The sequence below is a fragment of the Prevotella sp. SGI.167 genome, from assembly GCF_050313615.1.
Lineage (GTDB): Bacteria > Bacteroidota > Bacteroidia > Bacteroidales > Bacteroidaceae > Prevotella.
Window position 1 is genome coordinate 17,130 of sequence record NZ_JBNPLT010000001.1, and the last position, 19,131, is coordinate 36,260.

The 19,131-nt window shown below is 48.6% G+C and carries 11 protein-coding genes; 4 read left to right on the forward strand and 7 right to left on the reverse strand.

Going from position 1 to position 19,131, the window contains the following annotated elements; translation table 11 throughout:
- Positions 1-84 precede the first annotated feature (84 nt).
- The 4 genes from ACQRBJ_RS00125 to ACQRBJ_RS00140 form a co-directional block, all read right to left on the reverse strand.
- Complete coding sequence (locus ACQRBJ_RS00125; protein ID WP_445302581.1) at positions 85-2,622, reverse strand: beta-N-acetylglucosaminidase domain-containing protein; 2,538 nt, start codon at positions 2,620-2,622, stop codon at positions 85-87.
- A 41-nt stretch (positions 2,623-2,663) separates the two neighbouring features.
- Positions 2,664-3,440 carry a TatD family hydrolase gene (locus tag ACQRBJ_RS00130; RefSeq protein ID WP_297158871.1) on the reverse strand — a complete coding sequence of 259 codons (777 nt, stop codon included), beginning with the start codon at positions 3,438-3,440 and terminating at the stop codon, positions 2,664-2,666.
- Positions 3,441-3,459: 19 nt separating this feature from the next.
- The gene (locus ACQRBJ_RS00135) at positions 3,460-4,434 is read right to left on the reverse strand and encodes a polyprenyl synthetase family protein (RefSeq protein WP_445302582.1); all 975 of its coding nucleotides are present in this window, start codon (positions 4,432-4,434) and stop codon (positions 3,460-3,462) included.
- Between the two features lie 68 nt (positions 4,435-4,502).
- Complete coding sequence (locus tag ACQRBJ_RS00140; protein WP_294971134.1) at positions 4,503-5,240, reverse strand: energy transducer TonB; 738 nt, start codon at positions 5,238-5,240, stop codon at positions 4,503-4,505.
- A 160-nt stretch (positions 5,241-5,400) separates the two neighbouring features.
- Here ACQRBJ_RS00140 and porQ point away from each other — a divergent pair, with 160 nt between their 5' ends.
- Positions 5,401-6,351, forward strand: coding sequence for a type IX secretion system protein PorQ (gene porQ, locus ACQRBJ_RS00145; protein ID WP_445302583.1), 951 nt, complete (start codon positions 5,401-5,403; stop codon positions 6,349-6,351).
- A gap of 27 nt (positions 6,352-6,378) precedes the next feature.
- The gene (cmk, locus tag ACQRBJ_RS00150; protein ID WP_217761610.1) at positions 6,379-7,071 is read left to right on the forward strand and encodes a (d)CMP kinase; all 693 of its coding nucleotides are present in this window, start codon (positions 6,379-6,381) and stop codon (positions 7,069-7,071) included.
- A 250-nt stretch (positions 7,072-7,321) separates the two neighbouring features.
- Here cmk and ACQRBJ_RS00155 read toward each other — a convergent pair whose 3' ends face one another.
- From ACQRBJ_RS00155 to ACQRBJ_RS00165, 3 genes are read right to left on the reverse strand one after another with little or no spacing between them, the layout of a single operon-like run.
- Positions 7,322-8,200 carry a 4-hydroxy-3-methylbut-2-enyl diphosphate reductase gene (locus tag ACQRBJ_RS00155; protein WP_294971139.1) on the reverse strand — a complete coding sequence of 293 codons (879 nt, stop codon included), beginning with the start codon at positions 8,198-8,200 and terminating at the stop codon, positions 7,322-7,324.
- Between the two features lie 48 nt (positions 8,201-8,248).
- Complete coding sequence (locus tag ACQRBJ_RS00160) at positions 8,249-9,313, reverse strand: DUF1573 domain-containing protein (protein WP_295347132.1); 1,065 nt, start codon at positions 9,311-9,313, stop codon at positions 8,249-8,251.
- A 41-nt stretch (positions 9,314-9,354) separates the two neighbouring features.
- On the reverse strand, positions 9,355-14,817 hold the full coding sequence (locus tag ACQRBJ_RS00165; protein ID WP_445302584.1) for an alpha-2-macroglobulin family protein: 5,463 nt from the start codon (positions 14,815-14,817) through the stop codon (positions 9,355-9,357).
- Between the two features lie 158 nt (positions 14,818-14,975).
- Between ACQRBJ_RS00165 and ACQRBJ_RS00170 the strand changes: the two genes are divergently transcribed.
- Positions 14,976-17,471 carry a GH36-type glycosyl hydrolase domain-containing protein gene (locus ACQRBJ_RS00170; protein WP_294971147.1) on the forward strand — a complete coding sequence of 832 codons (2,496 nt, stop codon included), beginning with the start codon at positions 14,976-14,978 and terminating at the stop codon, positions 17,469-17,471.
- A gap of 654 nt (positions 17,472-18,125) precedes the next feature.
- Positions 18,126-18,551 carry a hypothetical protein gene (locus tag ACQRBJ_RS00175; protein WP_445302585.1) on the forward strand — a complete coding sequence of 142 codons (426 nt, stop codon included), beginning with the start codon at positions 18,126-18,128 and terminating at the stop codon, positions 18,549-18,551.
- Positions 18,552-19,131: the final 580 nt, after the last annotated feature.

Below are 19,131 nucleotides of genomic sequence, written 5' to 3' on the forward strand. Positions count from 1 at the left end.
AGCGTAAACCCGCTAGGCGTCCCGGCAGATTTGCAATCTGGCGAGACACCTAGCGGACTTCCCCACTTGCGAAAGTTCTGTCCTTTACTTCTCAGGAATAATCTCGAAGATTTCGGCTGAGCCTTCTATCTGAAGCTTGGCTGCCTTCTTCACCAATTCTACCTTGCAGAATGAACTGTCGATGGTGGTAGTGGCAAGAACCTTGCCCTTGGCATTCAACTGACGACAAACCAAAGAACTGCCTGGAGTCAACTTCAGAAGCAGGGTGTAACTCTTTACATCCTTCTCAATACCCATAGTAAGGATGCCCTCGTTGGTGAATGAGGTGCAAGGATTCTCATCGAAACCATACATCGCTGCCTGAAGGTTGGTTGCCTCTACAGGGAAGCTCAAACGCTCTGGAGTGGTTGGATTCACCTCGAAAGTGCGGACAGCGGCCCAGTTGCGCTTGTCTGACTTCAACTTCTTGATACGGATATAACGAGCCTCAACAGGGGTATCGGTCTTCCAGTTGATGATATACTGCTTCTTCAACTCGCCTGTCAGCGCCTTCCATTCCTTTCTGTCTACAGAATACTCCAATACGGTGTTGTCGAAGTAGTCCACATCATCTACAGAGTTGCGCCCCTGAAGGATTCTTACCTCTGAAACTGAACGAACGCAGCCCAGGTCAGCACCAATCCAGTCGCCTGTATTCTGGCCGTTACCCGATGTATAATAGGTAGTAGAATCGTTGTCGAACATCGCCTTGCTCTGGGTAGTTCTCAAGGTAGCATAGGTACCGATACCCTTATAGAAGGCAGGCACCTTGCCGGTCAACTTCTTGAAGAAACCAGATGCCATATCGTCCATAGACTGCTCGTAGAATGGCTGCAATACCATGGTTCCTGACTTATGCTTCTCGTAAGCAGCCACATCTTCCTTGCTCATGCGGTTGTTGACATAGCCATCCCAGAACGCCTGGTCGTTGCCAGCCTTGTATTCCTTGATAAGACTCATGGTCTTCAAACCACGGTCGCCCAACTTGCCAAACTCTGTCAACCATGGGCGAAGTTCCTTCATCAGCAGGGCGTTCTTGCAGTTTGCCTCCATCTGGGCAGGAGCATTCTTCACCTTGACAAACTCATTCTGCAAAGCGTTGAACTGTGCATCTGTGAAGTTGTCGATACGGAAGCTCTTGGTCTCCCATGATTCGATGCGGCGATAACCGGTCTCGGTATCGCAAGAGTGCATGGCGAAGGTGCGATATGCCTCATGTGCTTCCGGGGTGAGATCAACCAGACCACGCTCCCAGTTATCGAGCGGATTATAGTTGGCGATATTCCAGCTATAGTCAGCTACACCATAGAGCGCCAGCTTGGATGCCTCACCATGCTCCATCGGGTTGCTCACGAAACCGCAGAGATCCTTGTTGGTCAGGTCGGTCTGCAATCCGTAGGTAGGACCCTGCATGATGATATGGCGGGCATAATCGGTTACAGGGAAGTTCCACCAGTAGTAAGCTGGGCGCTTGATGCGGGAATTCACCCAGTCGAGCGTCTCGCGGGTCAAGTCGCTACATACCACATCCCCTGTCCAGAATACGTTGATAGAAGGGTCGAGGGTATTTCCGAAGATGGCGAGAGAACCGGTTGGCTTTGGATTCGCCCAGAGACGGGTATAATCGGTAGGACACATCACGAGCGGAGTTACATCGCCCTTAGCCTTCACAAATTCCTTTGCCAGGCGGTTCAGGAGTTCCGACTGCTTTACCGGGTTGGCACCCTCGCCGGAAATATCATCGAAGAAGATAGCGAAAGAACGAACACCAAGGTCGTACATCAGATCGAGCTTGTGAACCAGGTTCTGATAGTCTTCCTCGTTCCACTTGATGTCCTGTCCCGGATGGATAGCCCACACGAAGTCTACTCGGTTGCGGCGACAAGCCTGAACGAGTTCGCTGATGTTCTTAGCCTCTTTCTCAGGATAAGGCAGACGCCAGTTTGGACAACTGTGATATGGGTCATCCTTCGGACCGTAGAGATAGGTGTTCATCTTATTCTTTCCGTAATAGTCGATGAGGGAAAGACGCACCTGATGAGACCAAGGTTCGCCATAGAAGCCTTCTACCACACCACGGTTTGGAAGATCTGGGTAGTCGTTGCAGGTGGTGTAAGGCATCTGTCCCTTTGCCATCTCGCTGTTAACAATCTGGCGCAGAGTCTGCAAACCGTAGAAGGCACCACGCTCGTCGAAACCCACAATCTGGATACCCTTGGCATCAGCCTTCAGGCTGTAAGCACCCGAAACAGGCTTTACGCCAGCCTTGGCAGCGAGTTTTTCACCGAAATCGATAGTCAGGCGAATGCCCTTGGCGTTGGCGGTAAGAAACTTCACGTCATCGGCAAACTTGCCTTTCTTGTCTATCACCTTGACACCTTTCTGCAGATCGAGTCGGTTAGCAGCATCCACATTCAGGAGATGTGGTGTAGGGCTCACGATGAGTCCGTGATGATCCAGTTTCTTACCCGGAATCATGTTTACGTCCTGCTTTTCAGAACGCTGGCCGCTCAGGTCTTGTGCCTGAGTGCCCTGTGCAAATGCAGCCATCAGGAGGGCTGCCATCAACATTTTTCTAGTCATAATGAATAGTTGGTTTAGGATTTATATTTATTAAAGTTTATTTATTTCAAGTGGAATACTCTTTCCACGGTTTCATTGGTTTGCTTGGCAAACTCTTCTTCGCTCACGTTGTAGGCTTTCGCCAAGGTTTTAAGAACTTCTACTACGAAGGCGCTCTCATTGCGCTTTCCGCGATATGGAACGGGAGCCATGTATGGAGAGTCGGTTTCCAAAACAATGCGGTTCATCGGAACCACGGCTGGAAGGTCTTCACGCAGATGACTGCTCTTGAAGGTAGAGACTCCACCGATGCCCAGCACGAAGTTGTCGAACGAGAGGAGTTCCTCGGCTTCCTTCTGATTGCCGGTAAAGCAATGGAACACGCCGCCCGGAAGGTCTTTCTGATACTGTCTGAGCAGATGTACCATCTCGTTCTGCGCCTTGCGGCAATGAATCATCAATGGCAAGCGGGTATCTACCGACCACTTCACCTGCTCTTCGAAAGCCTCCAGCTGCTCATGTTCGAACTCACGGCTCCAATAGTAATCCAATCCGATTTCGCCAATGGCGATAAAGTCGGAAAATTGCATCTTCCGGAGTTCTGCCAGCTGCTCCTTCCAGTCTTCCTTCACCTCCTCAGGGTGCAAGCCAATCATGGGATAGGCGTAGCCCGGATATTCCCGGCTCAAAGCCAGGACTGCGTGCGTGGTCTTCAAGTCGATGGCAGGCAAGAACACCTTGCCTACCCCCGCTTCACTGGCACGAGCGAAAGCCTCCGCCCTATCCTCATCAAATTCCTCCGCATCAAAATGCGTATGCGTATCTATTACTTTGAACATTGAACTTTGAACTAAATGATTAGTACTGGCGCTTCATCATTTTCTGTGCATACTTTGCCAACTCCTCCTTGCGCTCAGCAGGCACATTCACTGCATCCAGATACTTCCTGCTCTGCTCGAAGTAATAAGCTATCTTGTCCTGAGCCATCTTGTCAATACCAATCTCGTTGTAAAGACGGGTAACGGCAGCTACCTTTTCCTTGCGGTCGAATTCCTTGGCATCCACCCACTTCTGGAGTTCTGCACGCTGAGCGTCGTTGGCATGGTTGAAGGCATTGATGAGCATGAAGGTCTTCTTGTTGGAAGTGATATCGCCACCAATCTCCTTACCGAACACCTTGGTATCGCCATAGACATCGAGGAAATCATCCTGCAACTGGAAAGCCAGGCCAATCTGCTCACCAAACTTATACAGGTTCTCGGCATCTTCCTCAGAAGCATCAGCCAGAACAGCACCAATCTTCAGAGCACAAGCCAGGAGTACGCTGGTCTTGAGACGGATCATCTCGATATACTCCTCTTCCTTCACATCGTTGCGTGTCTCAAACTCCATATCATACTGCTGTCCCTCTCCTATTTCGAGAGCGGTGGTGGTGAAGAGTTTCAACACCTTGGCAAGATGCTTTTCGTCACACTGTGCCATGCGCTCATAGGCAAGAACCAGCATGCTGTCGCCCGAGAGGATGGCTGTATTGGCATTCCACTTCTTGTGAACGGTCTCGTGACCACGGCGCAGGTCGGCATGGTCCATCAGGTCATCATGGAGCAAGGTATAGTTGTGATAAGTCTCCAGGGCGATGGCATTCATCAGGATTTTCTCCGGGTCGTTCTTGAAGATGTTGTAACCCAGGAGCATCAGGGTTGGACGGATGCGCTTGCCCCCCATAGAGAGCACATACTTTATCGGCTCATATAGCGAATATGGTTTACGGTCGTATGGCAAGTTCTCCAAGAACTCGTTCACCATGTTTAAAATTTCATCAGCTGTCTTCATAATAATGTATAATTTATAATGAACAATTTATAATTTATAATGAATAATTTACAAAATAATTTATAATCCTATAACTGGAATACCACCGGAACGGCAATCATGGTACGGCATACCTTGTTTCTATCCATTCCCGGTTTCCATTTCGGCATCATCTTCATCACCCTGAGAGCCTCTGCATCGAGCACCGGATCTACCGAAGTGCTCACTCTCGTATCTGCTATACTGCCGTCCTTGTTCACGATGAAGGTGATGACAACGGTTCCCTGCACCTTGTTTTTCTGCGCTGCAGAAGGATATTTCAGGTTCTTGGTGAGCCATTGCATGAATGCCGACCATCCGCCCGGAAATTCCGGAATTTTCTGCACCACTGTAAATTTGATGGGTTCTTCTGGCGTATTGTCAGAATTATCAATCGCAGTCTCAGGTGCAGCTTCCTTCACATCGGCACCTTCCACCGCTCCCGAACCGTCACCGATAACCAGTTTGCTGGTAGTGGTACTGAGTTTATCGGGCGATTTAACCATCTGCTGTTCGGTAGGTTTCACCTCCTGCGTGATGGCTTCTGATGCAGGTGCCTTCGACATCGCCTCAGCACTCACCATGTCCTTCTGGTCGGGTGGTGTCTGCATATCCAGGTCTTGTGCCAGATCCTCAAAGTTCTCAGCCCAGTCATCTCCTCCCTGAGGTCCCTTCTGATATTGAAGTGCCACGAAGAGGAAGGTAAAAGCCAGAAGAAGCCCAAGCAGGAAAAAGGTGACCCGCTTGTCGTCCAACTGTACTTTCTTCGATTTTTTAATTTCCAACATTCTTCTATTTCTATCTAGTCTGCAGCCCCACTTCCCCATTTTTAGGAGCAGAAACTGCAATATTTCACTATCAATTCCGTTCTTTTCTACGAAAACAATGCAAATTTACTGTATATTCTTGAAAAAAGCTGTATCTTTGCCAAAGATTTATAGAATTTAAATGAAAAAAATAGTTTTTTCCCTCGTATTGACGCTTTTTGCGGCTTTTATGAACGCTCAGGAGAGCCAAACGAGTTATAACTTTCTGCGCTTACCGGTCAGTGCACATGCCGCAGCCCTCGGAGGCGATAACATCACCTTGATAGAAGATGATGAAGCCCTCGTATTCCATAATCCGGCGCTGCTGTCGTCGGTGAGCGATAAGACCATCAACCTCAACTACATGAATTACATGTCGGGGGTGAACGTGGCATCAGCTTCCTTCAACCGCATCGTGAAGGAAAAGGCATCATGGGCGGTGTCGGCTCAATACATCGACTATGGCAAGATGAAACAGACGGATGAGAACAACATCGAGATGGGCGAATTCTCGGCAAAGGACATTGCGCTTGCGGGCCATTTCTCCTATATGCTTGCCCAGAATCTCGCAGGTGGTATCTCTGCCAGATTCATCACCTCCTATATCGGTGATTACAACTCCATCGCCATGGGCGTAGACCTGGGTTTGAACTATTACGACCCAGAGCAGGACCTTTCTATCTCTGCCGTTGCCAAGAACCTGGGTGGACAGCTCAAGGCGTATGATGAGGAATATGAGAAGATGCCGATAGACCTGCAGGTGGGAGCCACCAAACGGTTTGAGAACACCCCGTTCCGCATTTCTGCCACCCTGGTGAATCTGAACCATTGGGACAGCGGACTGAAAAACCATCTTGTGGTAGGAGCAGAACTCCTCCTGGGCGAGAGTCTGTGGCTGGGAGCAGGATATAATGCCCGCCGTGCTGACGAGATGACGATTTCTACAGGCGAGGAGAACGAGGAGAGCAGTCATGGAGCCGGATGGTCATTCGGTGGAGGCATCAACCTGGAGCGCTTCCAGCTGAATGTGGCCTATGGCAAATATCACGTCAGCTGCAATAGTCTGGTGCTGAGCGTGAATTATAAATTGTAAATTATAAATTATAAATCAGTTCGAAATATGAAGAAGATAACAATAGCAATTGATGGTTATTCATCATGTGGCAAGAGTACCATGGCTAAGGACCTTGCCAAGGAGATTGGATATGTGTATGTAGATACAGGCGCCATGTACCGTTCTGTTACGCTCTACGCCTTGAGAAACAAGCTGTTTGATGCAGAGGGCAATGTCAAGGTAGATGAGCTGGAGAAGAAGATGCCTGAAATCCACATCTCGTTCAAGTTTAATGAAGCTACCGGTCGCCCGGACTGTTATCTCAATGGCGAACTCGTAGAGAAGGAGATTCGCTCATTGGAGGTTTCCAGCCACGTGAGTCCGATTGCCGCCATCCCATTCGTCAGAGAGGCTTTGGTGGCACAGCAGAAGAAGATGGGTGAAGACAAGGGCATCGTGATGGACGGCCGCGACATCGGCACCACCGTTTTCCCTGACGCAGAACTCAAGATATTCGTCACCGCCAGCTCCCAGGTGAGAGCACAGCGCCGATATGATGAGCTGCAGGAGAAGGGAATGCCAGCTGATTTCGAGGACATCCTGAAGAACGTAGAAGAGCGCGACTACATCGATACCCATCGAGAGACTTCTCCGCTGCGCCAGGCAGAAGATGCCATCGTTCTCGACAACAGCCAGCTGACCATCCCTCAGCAGAAGGCATGGCTCATGGAACAGTATCAGAAAGCCATCAAGGCATAGGTGTTTGCAAAAATTAGTTAAAAAAGAATAATTTAACGAGAAAATAGAATTATTCATTGACACTACCTTGCAAAAAAAGCAATGATTTATTATCTTTGCAACACTATTTAAAGGTAGTAATGATATAGATTATAAATTTTGAGTTAATTACTGTTTTTTGAAGGTGGTAAGTCTTCGGGAGAAGATTTACCACTTGTTTTGTTTTTATACATTCCAGAATTCCAAGAGATTACCCCTGAATTCAAAGAGATTACCCCTTGAATTCATTGATAATCTTTTCCTTACATTCTTCCATCAGCCATTTGGGAGTACTTGTGGCACCACAGATGCCCACAGTATTGACGCCCTGGAACCATGCCATGTCTATTTCGTCAGCACTCTCTATCTGATAGCTGTTGTCATTCACGCTCTTGCATTCCTTGAAGAGTACCTTACCGTTGCTACTCTTTCTGCCGCTCACGAAGAGCACCACATCATGCCTGCTGGCAAAGATGGCGATATTCGGCATGCGGTTAGCCACCTGTCGGCAGATGGTATCAAAGCTCTTGAAGGTAGCACCTTCCACGATATGCGCCTGACAGTATTCGATGATGCGATGGAACTCTTCCAGGCTCTTGGTGGTCTGAGAATAGAGATAGATGTCCTTGGAGAAATCCAGCCTTCCTATCTCCCTCAGATGTTCCACATCCTCCAGCTTCTCTACCACGAGCGCGTGACTCTCGGTCTGTCCTACCAAACCCAGAACTTCGGCATGTCCCTTCTTTCCGAAGATGACAATCTGCGCCTCCGGATTGTTGACATACTGCTTCTTGATGCGTCGCTGCAACTGCAGTACCACAGGGCAGGTGGCATCAATGATTTCAATGTTGTTGCGCTCGGCAAGGGCATAGGTCTCAGGTGGTTCTCCATGGGCACGAAGCAATACCTTCACGCCATGCAGTTCCTCCATCTGCTCGTGGTCGATGGTGATGAGTCCTGCTTCATGCAGTCGTTCCACCTCCATACCGTTATGCACGATATCTCCCAGGCAGTAGAGTTTACTGCCTTTCTCCAACTCTTCTTCAGCTTTCTTGATGGCAGTGGTCACACCAAAGCAGAAACCACTGCCGTTATCTATTTCTATCTGCACTTTTTTTAATTTATAATTTATAATGTATAATTATTCATTGTACATTATTCATTGTACATTAATCTTCACTACCACCTTTGCCTGGTCAGGATCATTCGTAATCATGAGGATACGAGGGGTCTTCACACGCGAATTCTTCAGTTCGGCAGCCACTGCCGTCACCTTCATCTTCACGGTTTCTCCCGGCTGAATCTTGCTCTTCTTCAAACTTACCTGCAAGCCCATGGTAAACATCTGCATGCTTCTGATGTCGAGTTCCGACTTACCCTTGTTGGTGAGGGTGATAAGTCCCTTCAGCTTCTTCTTGCCGTTGAAGCTGCCGAGGTTCAGTTCCGTTGCCGATATTTCCAACTTCGGAGCCTTTGCCTTCTGCTCGGCTGTCAACTTGTCAAAGTCAGGAAGGAGGACAGCAGAAACCACGATTTCCTTCTCTGGGGCAATCTTGTCGCCAGGACGCTCGCCCAGATAGATGGAAGTCTGATTCAGTCCCAGGTCACGCAGCTTCTTGGAATCCAAGCCCAATACGACGACGGCAGAATGATGAGGAGCCACCTTGGATGGAGATACCTGTGCCTGGAGATAATTAGGCAGATGCATCACCACCGGTTCCATCACACGGTCGGTAGGATTGAAGATGTGGATGCGCTGCACCGGACGGTCGCCACGGTTTACGTCATCAAACTCCACTTCCTGGACATCCGACTTGATGTCACCCAGAAGCTGGTCGTAAGAACCTGCGAAGTCTACCACGCTGCCCACCACCTTGCCTCTCATCATGACGATGAAAGGTTCGTCAGAGGCATTGCTGTAGAGGCATATCTGCTTCATGAAGGTACCCATCTGCTTGGAGTCGTAAACAGCTTTGACTGTGAAGGTCTCGCCTGCTGCGATACTCTTCTTTGGATATTCCACAGATGTACAGCCGCAGCTCTTCAATATATTGTTAATCACCAAAGGCTTGTGTCCTTCGTTCTTCATCACGAACTCAGCAGTTACGGGCTTGCGGAACAACACCTGTCCGCAGTCCACCACCTCGTGCTGGGTTGTTATCTTCTGTGCTGATGCCGGCAGCGCCAACAGCGCTGATAGTATCCATATATTCATTCGTTTCATACTATTCTATTCTTAATTATCAATCTATAAACTTTTAACTATCAATTATTAACTTTCAATTCATAAGTCTCTGTGCGGCCACCAAATTCCGGACTGTAGGTACACTCAGCGGTGCAAGTTCCACTCTGATAGTCGCCCTTTCTATCCACGTAATACTCCATTTCTACGATGTGCTTACCATTAGATAAACGATTGAAATAGAAATTTGTTGCATGATCTCTTGGAGAAACATAGCAGCCTATGCCCCACTGATAACCGCTCAACTGGTTGACCGGTTCCAGACATGCCGCACGCTTATCCGTAATCTGCACAAAGTCGTAGTCGCGGTCGGCGGTGATGATGAGCGTTACCTTCACCTTCTCGCCTACCTTCGCCTGCGCCTTGCCCTTGCTCTCAGATTCGGCTGGAACGATGACACGGCGCACCTTGATGCCCGATACCGCAGAACCGATTTCGCTGATAGGCTGCTTAAACTCTGCATAGACAGCACCCCAGCTGGTATAATCACTCTTTTTGTCGATGCTCAGCTTAGATGCCTTGCCCGGTCTTCCGGTCTTCACATAGCCCAAAGTAGTGGAATCCTGCGGCATCGGCAGCAGCTTGCCATCCAGTTTCAGCACGGCATTCTCAGCCTTCCTGCTCCAGTTGCTCTCATTGCCTTTCATAAAGGCATAGACAGCATCTACGGTGTTCACCGGCGTATCCCAAACCTGGGTGCGTTTCGACATCAGGAGCCAACGCTGCAGTTCCTCGATGGTCTGCTTGTCGTTCGGCTTCAGCATCTGCAGCGCCTCTATCACAGATACCTGGGTAGGAATCTTATAGTTTCTCCAGCTGTAGAGTGCCTTGCGGGTATCGTAGTAGCGGCCCATCTCCTCGCGGTAAACAGCATATTCGTTCACACTCTGCAGATATTCGCCTGCCTTCTTGCGGTAAGCAGCATTCTGCTGGCTGTTTCTGGCGAGTACCACGGCAGCACGCGCCTTGCCATAGATGGTGAAATCACCGGTCATCTTCGACATTTTGTCCAGGAGATAAGCCTTGTCAGCTTCCAGATTCTGCTTCATCTTTCTGCCATCCATCGAAAGGATGTAGAGATAATGCAGCGTCTGTTCGCTAGGACTCACCTTCTGCTTTTTCTCCTCCTGCTTCTTCATTTCTCTTACTTCCTGCGCAGTCTGCCAGGAGAGATAATCAATGGCGGAAGTCAGCATCCGGGCGGTTGATTTCTGCACACCAGCGATGGCATTCAATCGAACCATCATTTCGGCTACCGATGTAGTCATATACCGGCTGCCCTTCATACCTTTCCACCAGGAGAAGGAACCGTCAGCATTCTGCAACTTCTTCAATTTCTCCACCTGATTCTGCAAGCGGATGGTCTCCTGAGAGAGAGTCTTCTGAGAATGATTATCCAAAGAGAGAGTCTTCTGGATATGGGTGGTGATGGTATTGGCGTAGATGGCAGACATCAGCGAGATGGCATCCTCCTCATCCGGATTGCTGATAGCTGGCAGCGCCTTCACCATTAGCCAACTAGGATTGTTGGTGTACTCGATGGTTACCTTTGCCTCTTCAGCGCCCTTCACCTGTTTGCCCTCCTTGTTCAGGAAGAGTTTGCTCAGGTCGAAGTTCTGCTCGCCCTTCTGATGCAGGGTGATAGGCAGAGTGTTCACCACGAGTTCACGGTTGCTCAAAACAGGCAGATAGTGCTGTTCACCATCGCTGTACCCGTTTCCGGCAGCCACCACCTTATTAATATATACACCCTCTTTCAGTCCCTGGACATCAAAGGAGATGGTAGCAGAGCCCTCGGCATCAATGCTGTAGTTCTGCGTTTTCTGCCAAACCACCTTGTTGGTCTCCGGGTCGAGAATCTGCATACGGGCGTTGCCGCTCACCTTCTTGTCGGAAGTATTGAAGAGTTTCACCACGATGGTGCTCTTATCGCCCTCACGCAGGAAGCGAGGCATGTTAGGCTGCACCATCACAGTCTTCTGAGCCACAGCCTCATCCACCAACATACCATTGCGCATCTCCATGTCATGAGCCAAGCCCATGAATTTCCAGGTAGTCACGCTCTCTGGCAGGGTGAAGTTGATAGCCACATTGCCCTGGTTGTCGCTCTCCAAGGCAGGATAGAAGAAGGCGGTCTCGTTCAGGTTTTCGCGAATCTGAACATGGTTGAGTGCCGCTTCATCGGCAGAAGAAAGAACCTTATTAGAGCCTCCACCTCCAAATTCTTCATGCTTCACCATTTTTTCCTTCAAAGCCAGGTCCATCTCAGAAAGCAAAGGCTTCGAAGAAGCAGCTCCGAAACGGGTCATCTTAGAGCCACGAATTCTCATGACTTTCGCCTCATTTCGAACCTGCTCGTCTTTCTGTATACGAACAGCCTCAACGGTTGCAAAATAAGAACGTTCCACCGCTTCCATATAAGCATAATAGCTAAAATATTTGCCATCAAACTTATCTACATCCAGTTGTTTCTGGTCGAAATATTTAGTAGGATAAACACCCAACAAATCCATCTTATAATACTTCAGATTACTCTTCCAATAGCAGCTTGGCAACCACTGGCTTAATCCCAGCGACATTTTCCAGCTATGCTCAGCCAACTGGTCGAGCGACTTGTCATAGAGTACACTCATCAGCTGTGCCTTGGCTGGCTTGCCGTCAGGAGTGGTAATCTGCAAGGTCCACTTCTCCTTCTGTCCCGGAGTAAGACGGTCGCGGAAAGTCTTCCAGGCAATGTTCAGTTTCTTCTCCGGCAGAGGACGTGAGATACTGATGGTTCGGGCATAGCATTCTCCGTTCTTCACGAAACTATAGTTGATGACCACGCCCGACGCATATTCCTCCTTGTAGGTGAATGGCAGGGTCACGATACTGTCGCCCAACTCCCAGGCACCTTTCTCCAGCAGTTTGTTGCCGGCGATGATGGAATAAACGATGTGCGCTCCGTTTTCAGAAGAACCCACCTGCACGTATACCGGCTTTCCATCACGAGGGAAGGTCTTCGCCGTCTGATAATACCATTCGGTGGTTGTTTCCATCGGATGGGTATCCTTCATGCTGAAAAGGGTGAACTTCTGCTGCAGGGTATCTGTTCCGCAGATTGCCTCCAGCTGATGAACGCCCGATTTCCAAACCTGGGCAGAAGAAGCGTTATATTCCTTGATGGCGATAGGAGCATTTGCCTCAGCCACCTTCCATTCGCCTTTATCAATGCGATATTTCAGCTGGCTCGAAATCGGCATTCCGCTGGCATTTCTATAAGCAAAAGTCACGGTCTTCAAACTGTCTACCTCTATCCGCTTCGGCATATTCACCGAGAAAGCAGTAGACCTGGTGCCCAAAGGCAGACTCATCTCGCCTTCATGACTCTCGCCGCTGATATCCGTAACCACGGCAGAAACCGTGAAATTAAAGAAGCGGGCGATGCGCATGAAGTCGTTCTTCTCCGATTCTGCAACCTCCAATGGGATTTCCACCTCAAAGGTTCCGTCCTCGCGGGTCACGGTGGAATCTGTCTTTACCAGCTTATCGGAAGAACTGGCACCCATCCACCACATCTGGTTTCTGCGGGTCACCTTATATTCCACCTTGGCTCCCTGCACAGGCACACCAGCATAGGTCTTGGCTGAAGCCTTCACCACTATAGTATCGCCCCAGGTATATCGCTCGTTCACCTTCGGGAAAGTAATCTCGAAGGTAGGACGCTTGTATTCCTCTACTCTGACATATTCTGTTGCCGTACCATTCACGGAGATAGAAAACATTCCCGTCTTTCCCTCCTTCGGCAATTCGAAATCCACCGAAGCCGTACCGTATTCATCGGTCGTAGCCTTCTGCTCAGCCACCTGCTTCCATTCAGCGTCTCTCAGGATAAACTTCAGTTCCTTGCTCTTGCCCGGCACGCTGGCATCCAAGCCCTTCTTCACGATAAAGGAGACGGCAGTGGCATGCATCTTCTGTCCCGGTCGATAGATGCTGCGGTCGGTAAACAGCTGATATGCTGTCTTGTCATCTTTCTGCTCGAAATAGCGGTCACGGCTGAGATAAATGTATTTGGCTGGCGCAAACTTATCTGCAGAAGTGGAAACCAACACCTCTCCATCCACATTCTTGAAGTAAGCCTCACCATTGTTGTCTGTAGTCAAGCGGGCATGAACCAGTCGCTTACGCTTGCCCGTCTTCACATCATAATCCTTTTCGTAGAGTTCAACCTTTGCCCCTGCGACAGGCTGGCCATCGGTAGCATTCACTACCACATAGCGATGTTTGTCATCAGGCAACTGCTGGATCATCACCGCCAAATTGCTCACATAGAAGAGTTTGCGCTGCGGAGCGATGCCGTCATTGTCCGAAGTAACCTCCATCAGATAGGCACCCAGCGGCAGATTGCCACCGATTTCGATGGAATCCTTCACTTCTTCATAATCCGGACGACCATAGTAGTTGCGGCTGTAATCCTTCTGATGCAACTTCGTGGTCTTCTTCAGAAGCATCTTATAGGTAGCCTCATTCTGGGCATCATAATTATTATCAGCCGTGATGTTGAGACGGGAAATGCAGAACTTCAGGTTCTGTAGATTGCGCACATTCAGATGCACCCACACCTTCTCTCCTGGACGCAATACCTGCGGCATATCCTGCACCTGGAACATCGGTTCGGTGAGTCGCTTCTGCGCGTTTCTCAGTTCGTTCATTCTCGACCATCCGCCCCAGCGGCTCAGCGCATAGTTGATATAGTTGAGCTTATCCTGCGTTTTGGCATCGGAAGAACGCTCCATGAAGCGGTAGTGCTCCACGGCAAGTTCGCCTGCCTCCGGAATATCCTGATAAACGTGGATGAGCGAGTCGATGGTATGGAGATACTTCGACTTCTTCACCTCTCTCACGTCGTCCTGACTGTATTTTTCAATGAGCTTATAGGCACAGAGACAAGCCGCGCCCCGATTGCCCACCTTATTATAATAGGTATACATCAGTAGATACGCCTCCTTGCTGTCTGCTTCGAAACCGATGAGATGCAGCAGATCGTTGTTAAAGGAACTGCCATCCACGCCCTTCTGCGTCAATGGAACATACTCTGTAGATGTATGTCGAGCAAGAAGTTCAGGCTGTTCCAGGGCTTTCTTGAAGAACTCCTGGCTTTTCTTTTCACTGACCTTGCCCAGCACGGCATATCTCACCGCCTTCAAAACCGGGTTCTTCTCCTTCAGCACCTCGGCTTCCATCCGCTTCACGTTCGGTTCCAGCGAGTCAGCAGAAATCTCTTTCCAGAGAGTCATCTGCCTCATCTCAGCCGCCAGCAGCTGTCCGTAATCATTTGCCGCCGAAGCCTTGGCGATGATTTTCTTCATCACCGCGATTTCGCTCTTAGGCTGGTCCTTCTGAGCAATGATTTCAGCTTGCTTCCACAAGTTGTCGTATGTCTGTGCCACAGTTTGCTGCAGGGCAAGCAGGGCTATGAGGAGTGTTAGAATGTTTCTTTTCATAAGCCAACAGTATATTATGTTAATTACAATCTGTTAAACATCAAACTTTCTACTGCAAAAATACAAAAAAAAACTGTTTTCTAACCCCGAAACTGAAACTTTTTACTATCTTTGCACCAAAATAGTATATTTTACCAAGAAATAACATTAAAAAAACAATGGCAGAAAAAAAGTATGGTCATTTTGATGACGCCAATCGCGAATACGTGATTACTGACCCAAAGACCCCATGGCCTTGGATCAATTATTTGGGTAACGAGGATTTCTTCTCGCTCATCTCAAACACAGCAGGTGGTTATTCCTTCTACAAGGATGCCAAGTTCCGTCGCATCACCCGTTACCGCTACAACGGTGTGCCGATGGATAACGGCGGTCGCTATTTCTACATCAAGGATGGCGATACCGTATGGAACCCAGGGTGGAAACCTTGCAAGACACCGCTCGACAGCTACGAGTGCCGCCACGGCATGAACTATACCCGCATCACGGGCAGCAAGAACGGCGTGGAGGCAAGTGTGCTCTTCTTCGTTCCGCTCCATACATGGGCTGAGGTGCAGAAGATGACGCTGAAGAACCAGACTAAGGAGGTGAAGACCCTCAAGGTATTCTCCTTTGCCGAATGGTGCCTCTGGAATGCTGCTACCGACATGGAGAACTTCCAGCGCAACTTCTCTACGGGAGAGGTGGAGGTAGAGGGTTCTACCATCTATCACAAGACCGAATACCGCGAGCGCCGCAACCACTATGCTTTCTACACCGTGAATACAGAGATTCAGGGATATGATACCGACCGCGAGAGCTTCATCGGACTCTACAACGAGTTTGCCGAGCCTGAGGCAGTCATCGAAGGCAAGCCACGCAACAGCTTTGCCCACGGCTGGAGCCCTATCGCATCTCATTATATAGAGGTTACCCTGCAGCCGGGCGAGAGTCGCGACCTCATCTTCCTCCTGGGATATGTGGAGAACGAGCAGGACAAGAAGTTCAGCGCCAAGAAGGTGATCAACAAGGAGAAAGCTCATGAGCTTATAGCCAAGTTTGATACCACCGAAAAGGTGGATGCTGCCTTCGCAGAACTCAACCAGTACTGGGATAACCTGCTGAACATCTTCACCGTGAAGAGCGGCAACGACAAGTTAGACCGCATGGTGAACATCTGGAACCAGTATCAGTGTATGATCACCTTCTGTATGTCGCGTTCGGCAAGTTTCTTCGAGAGCGGCATCGGTCGAGGCATGGGCTTCCGCGATTCCAACCAGGACCTCGTAGGCTTCGTTCATCAGATACCTACCCGTGCCCGCCAGCGCATCATCGACATCGCCAGCACCCAGTTCCCTGACGGTGGCTGCTACCACCAGTATCAGCCGCTCACCAAACGCGGCAACAACGATATCGGTGGCGGTTTCAACGACGACCCTTGCTGGCTCATCTTCGGTACCGTGGCATACATCAAGGAAACGGGCGACTTCTCTATCCTCGCTGAGCAGGTGCCTTTCGACAACCAGCCGGGCACAGAAGTAAGCCTCTTCGAGCACCTCAAGATTTCAATGAACCATGTTATCAACAACCTGGGTCCACACAAGTTGCCGCTCATCGGCAGAGCCGACTGGAACGACTGCCTGAACCTGAACTGCTTCTCCTGGGATCCTAACGAGAGTTTCCAGACCACCGAGAACAAGGGCGAAGGCAGCAAGGCTGAAAGCCTGATGATTGCCGGCCTGTTCGTAGTAACCGGCAAGGACTATGTAGCCCTCTGCAAGCAGCTTGCCAAGGAAGCCGTGAACAGCCATGAAGGCGAAATCGCCGGACTAGCCGAGGAAGATTACCTGGCAGAAGCCGAGCGTATGCAGCAGGCGGTAGACGCAATGAGCGAAGCCGTGAAGCAGCATGGATGGGACGGCGAATGGTTCCTCCGTGCCTACGATTTCTTCGGCAACAAGATAGGTAGTGATGAGAACGAAGAAGGCAAGATCTTCATCGAGAGCCAGGGCTGGTGCACCATGGCTGGCATCGGACTGGAAGACGGTCTCTGCGACAAGGCATTGGACAGCGCCAAGGAGCGTCTGGAGTGCGAGCACGGAATGGTATTGAACAACCCTGCCTATACCACCTATCATGTAGAGATGGGCGAGATATCATCCTATCCTGAAGGTTACAAGGAGAATGCCGGCATCTTCTGCCACAACAATCCTTGGGTTATCATCGGTGAAACCGTAGCCGGTCGTGGCAACGATGCCTGGAACCATTATACCAAGATTCTGCCAAGCTATGTAGAAGAGAAGTATCAGACTCTGCACAAGGTAGAACCTTACGTAAACTGCCAGATGGTAGCCGGTAAGGATGCAGCCAAACCGGGCGAAGGAAAGAACTCCTGGCTCACCGGTACAGCAGCATGGATGTGGTATACGGTCAGCGAGTTCATCCTAGGCATCAAGCCAGATTACGAGGGTCTGAACATCGACCCATGTCTCCCAAGCACCGCCCATGAGTACGAGGTAACCCGCAAGTTCCGTGGTGGCGAATACCACATCGTGGTAAAGAACCCAGAAGGCAAGGAGAAGGGCGTCAAGCAGATAACCGTTGATGGCAAGGCTATCCCAGGCACCATCATTCCATGCCAGGAAGGCAAACACGAGGTAATCGTAGAAATGTAAATAAATAAAAGAGGATGCGTCATGAGTCCATGGCGCATTCTCTTTTTTATTTCTTTAATCGTCCCACAGATTTCACAGATAACGCAGATTTAGGATTTTAGAATTTGTAAAGAATTACAAGTAAAGGAACCCCTCTGAAAAACTGAAGGTTGTGAAGGAAGGGTCACAAAAAAAACTGAAATCTGAAATTAAAAACTAATTTTTATATGCAGCGTAGAGTAAAAGAGAGGTAATTATATGATTATCAGAACAATAACCGATATTTACATCAAGTGTTAAAATGCTGTTTTTGACATGAAATTATTATTTTGAAAAAGTGCCTTCAGTCCTTCATCCAACATTTTTGTCCATTCTCCTTACTTTTTAACCCTATTTTAACACTCCCAAAAACTTTGCCTTCAGTTCCTTCAGTTTTCGTGTCTTATTTTTTTATTTCCCCTCTTTTTCCAAAGAATCAAGATTTTTCAACACGCTATTATTTTATCTCTCAGAGATATAGTTTTATCTCACAGAGATATTTTATTATTTCTCAGAGATGTTTTCCCTATCTAATAGCTTCTTTAGAACACCCCCAAGGAAAAACAAAGAAATTCCAGAAAAAGCTTGCGGATTTGAAAATAAAGTCGTAACTTTGCGCTGTAGATTTTAAAACAGATGGTTATGAAGTACTTAGATCCTAAGGCAGACCTCACGTTCAAGAAGATATTCGGCAATCATCCTAATCGATTGAGAAACCTCCTGAATGCCCTTCAGTCACTCAACGAAGATGAACTGATACAACAGGAACAGTATCTGCCGACAACAGAAGAACTGGAGATTTCCGGTTTCACTGATGCCGAGCTCTGGGCCTACGACAAATTCTGGGATTCCGTAAGCGTTGAAAGAACCCTCATAGATGACAGCTACCAGAAAGGTAAGGAAGAAGGCATGGAAAAAGGCAGAGCTGAAGGTAAAGAAGAAGGCATGAACCAGCGAAGCCTTGAGATTGCCAGAAAGATGCTGGCACAAGGTATGGATGAAGCAATGGTCATGGATATGACGGGGCTGACGGCAGAGGAAATCAAGCTGATGAAACTCTAGTCATGCAGCGCTCCATCAGACCCCATGGCGTCATCCTTCGGCATCCCTGATACTACCAAAAGGGTCTATACGCCACCCGATTATCGTGGCATATAGACCTTTTTTTCTATTGTATCTGTGAAAATCTGTGGAATCTGTGGGACAAGAAATAACTCCCGCAGCTTTAGCTTTCCCTTCTGCCACCGATTTTCAATCCGCAAACGTCACAGATTTTTACCAAGCAAAAACTAGGAATCCAAAAACAATCTCATATTTTTTTTGTATTTTGGGGATAAAAAAATCCACAGCGAGCTTCAACAGCGGGCCGTGGACTTCTAGAATACAATTCTATAAACCTAAAAAACTAAACCTATAAACCTAAAAACCTAACTAACCTAAACTTAAAAACTTTTACCTTAAACTTAACCTAAAACAACTAAACCTAAACTTATAATCGTAAACCATATCATCCCGAAACGAATCGATTCACCGTAAGTAAACCAAACCTTTCTGAATTCTGGTGCAAAGATAAGGTTTTTCTGTATATAATAGGTGAAAAAATCGTTCAAAAAACAGCAATTTTTGGCATTTTTACGCATCA

Coding starts and splice junctions, on each gene's coding strand:
- ACQRBJ_RS00125 (WP_445302581.1), bottom strand. CDS start 2,622: ATGACTAGAAAAATGTTGATGGCAGCCCTCCTGATGGCTGCATTTGCA.
- ACQRBJ_RS00130 (WP_297158871.1), bottom strand. CDS start 3,440: ATGTTCAAAGTAATAGATACGCATACGCATTTTGATGCGGAGGAATTT.
- ACQRBJ_RS00135 (WP_445302582.1), bottom strand. CDS start 4,434: ATGAAGACAGCTGATGAAATTTTAAACATGGTGAACGAGTTCTTGGAG.
- ACQRBJ_RS00140 (WP_294971134.1), bottom strand. CDS start 5,240: ATGTTGGAAATTAAAAAATCGAAGAAAGTACAGTTGGACGACAAGCGG.
- porQ (WP_445302583.1), top strand. CDS start 5,401: ATGAAAAAAATAGTTTTTTCCCTCGTATTGACGCTTTTTGCGGCTTTT.
- cmk (WP_217761610.1), top strand. CDS start 6,379: ATGAAGAAGATAACAATAGCAATTGATGGTTATTCATCATGTGGCAAG.
- ACQRBJ_RS00160 (WP_295347132.1), bottom strand. CDS start 9,313: ATGAAACGAATGAATATATGGATACTATCAGCGCTGTTGGCGCTGCCG.
- ACQRBJ_RS00165 (WP_445302584.1), bottom strand. CDS start 14,817: ATGAAAAGAAACATTCTAACACTCCTCATAGCCCTGCTTGCCCTGCAG.
- ACQRBJ_RS00170 (WP_294971147.1), top strand. CDS start 14,976: ATGGCAGAAAAAAAGTATGGTCATTTTGATGACGCCAATCGCGAATAC.
- ACQRBJ_RS00175 (WP_445302585.1), top strand. CDS start 18,126: ATGGTTATGAAGTACTTAGATCCTAAGGCAGACCTCACGTTCAAGAAG.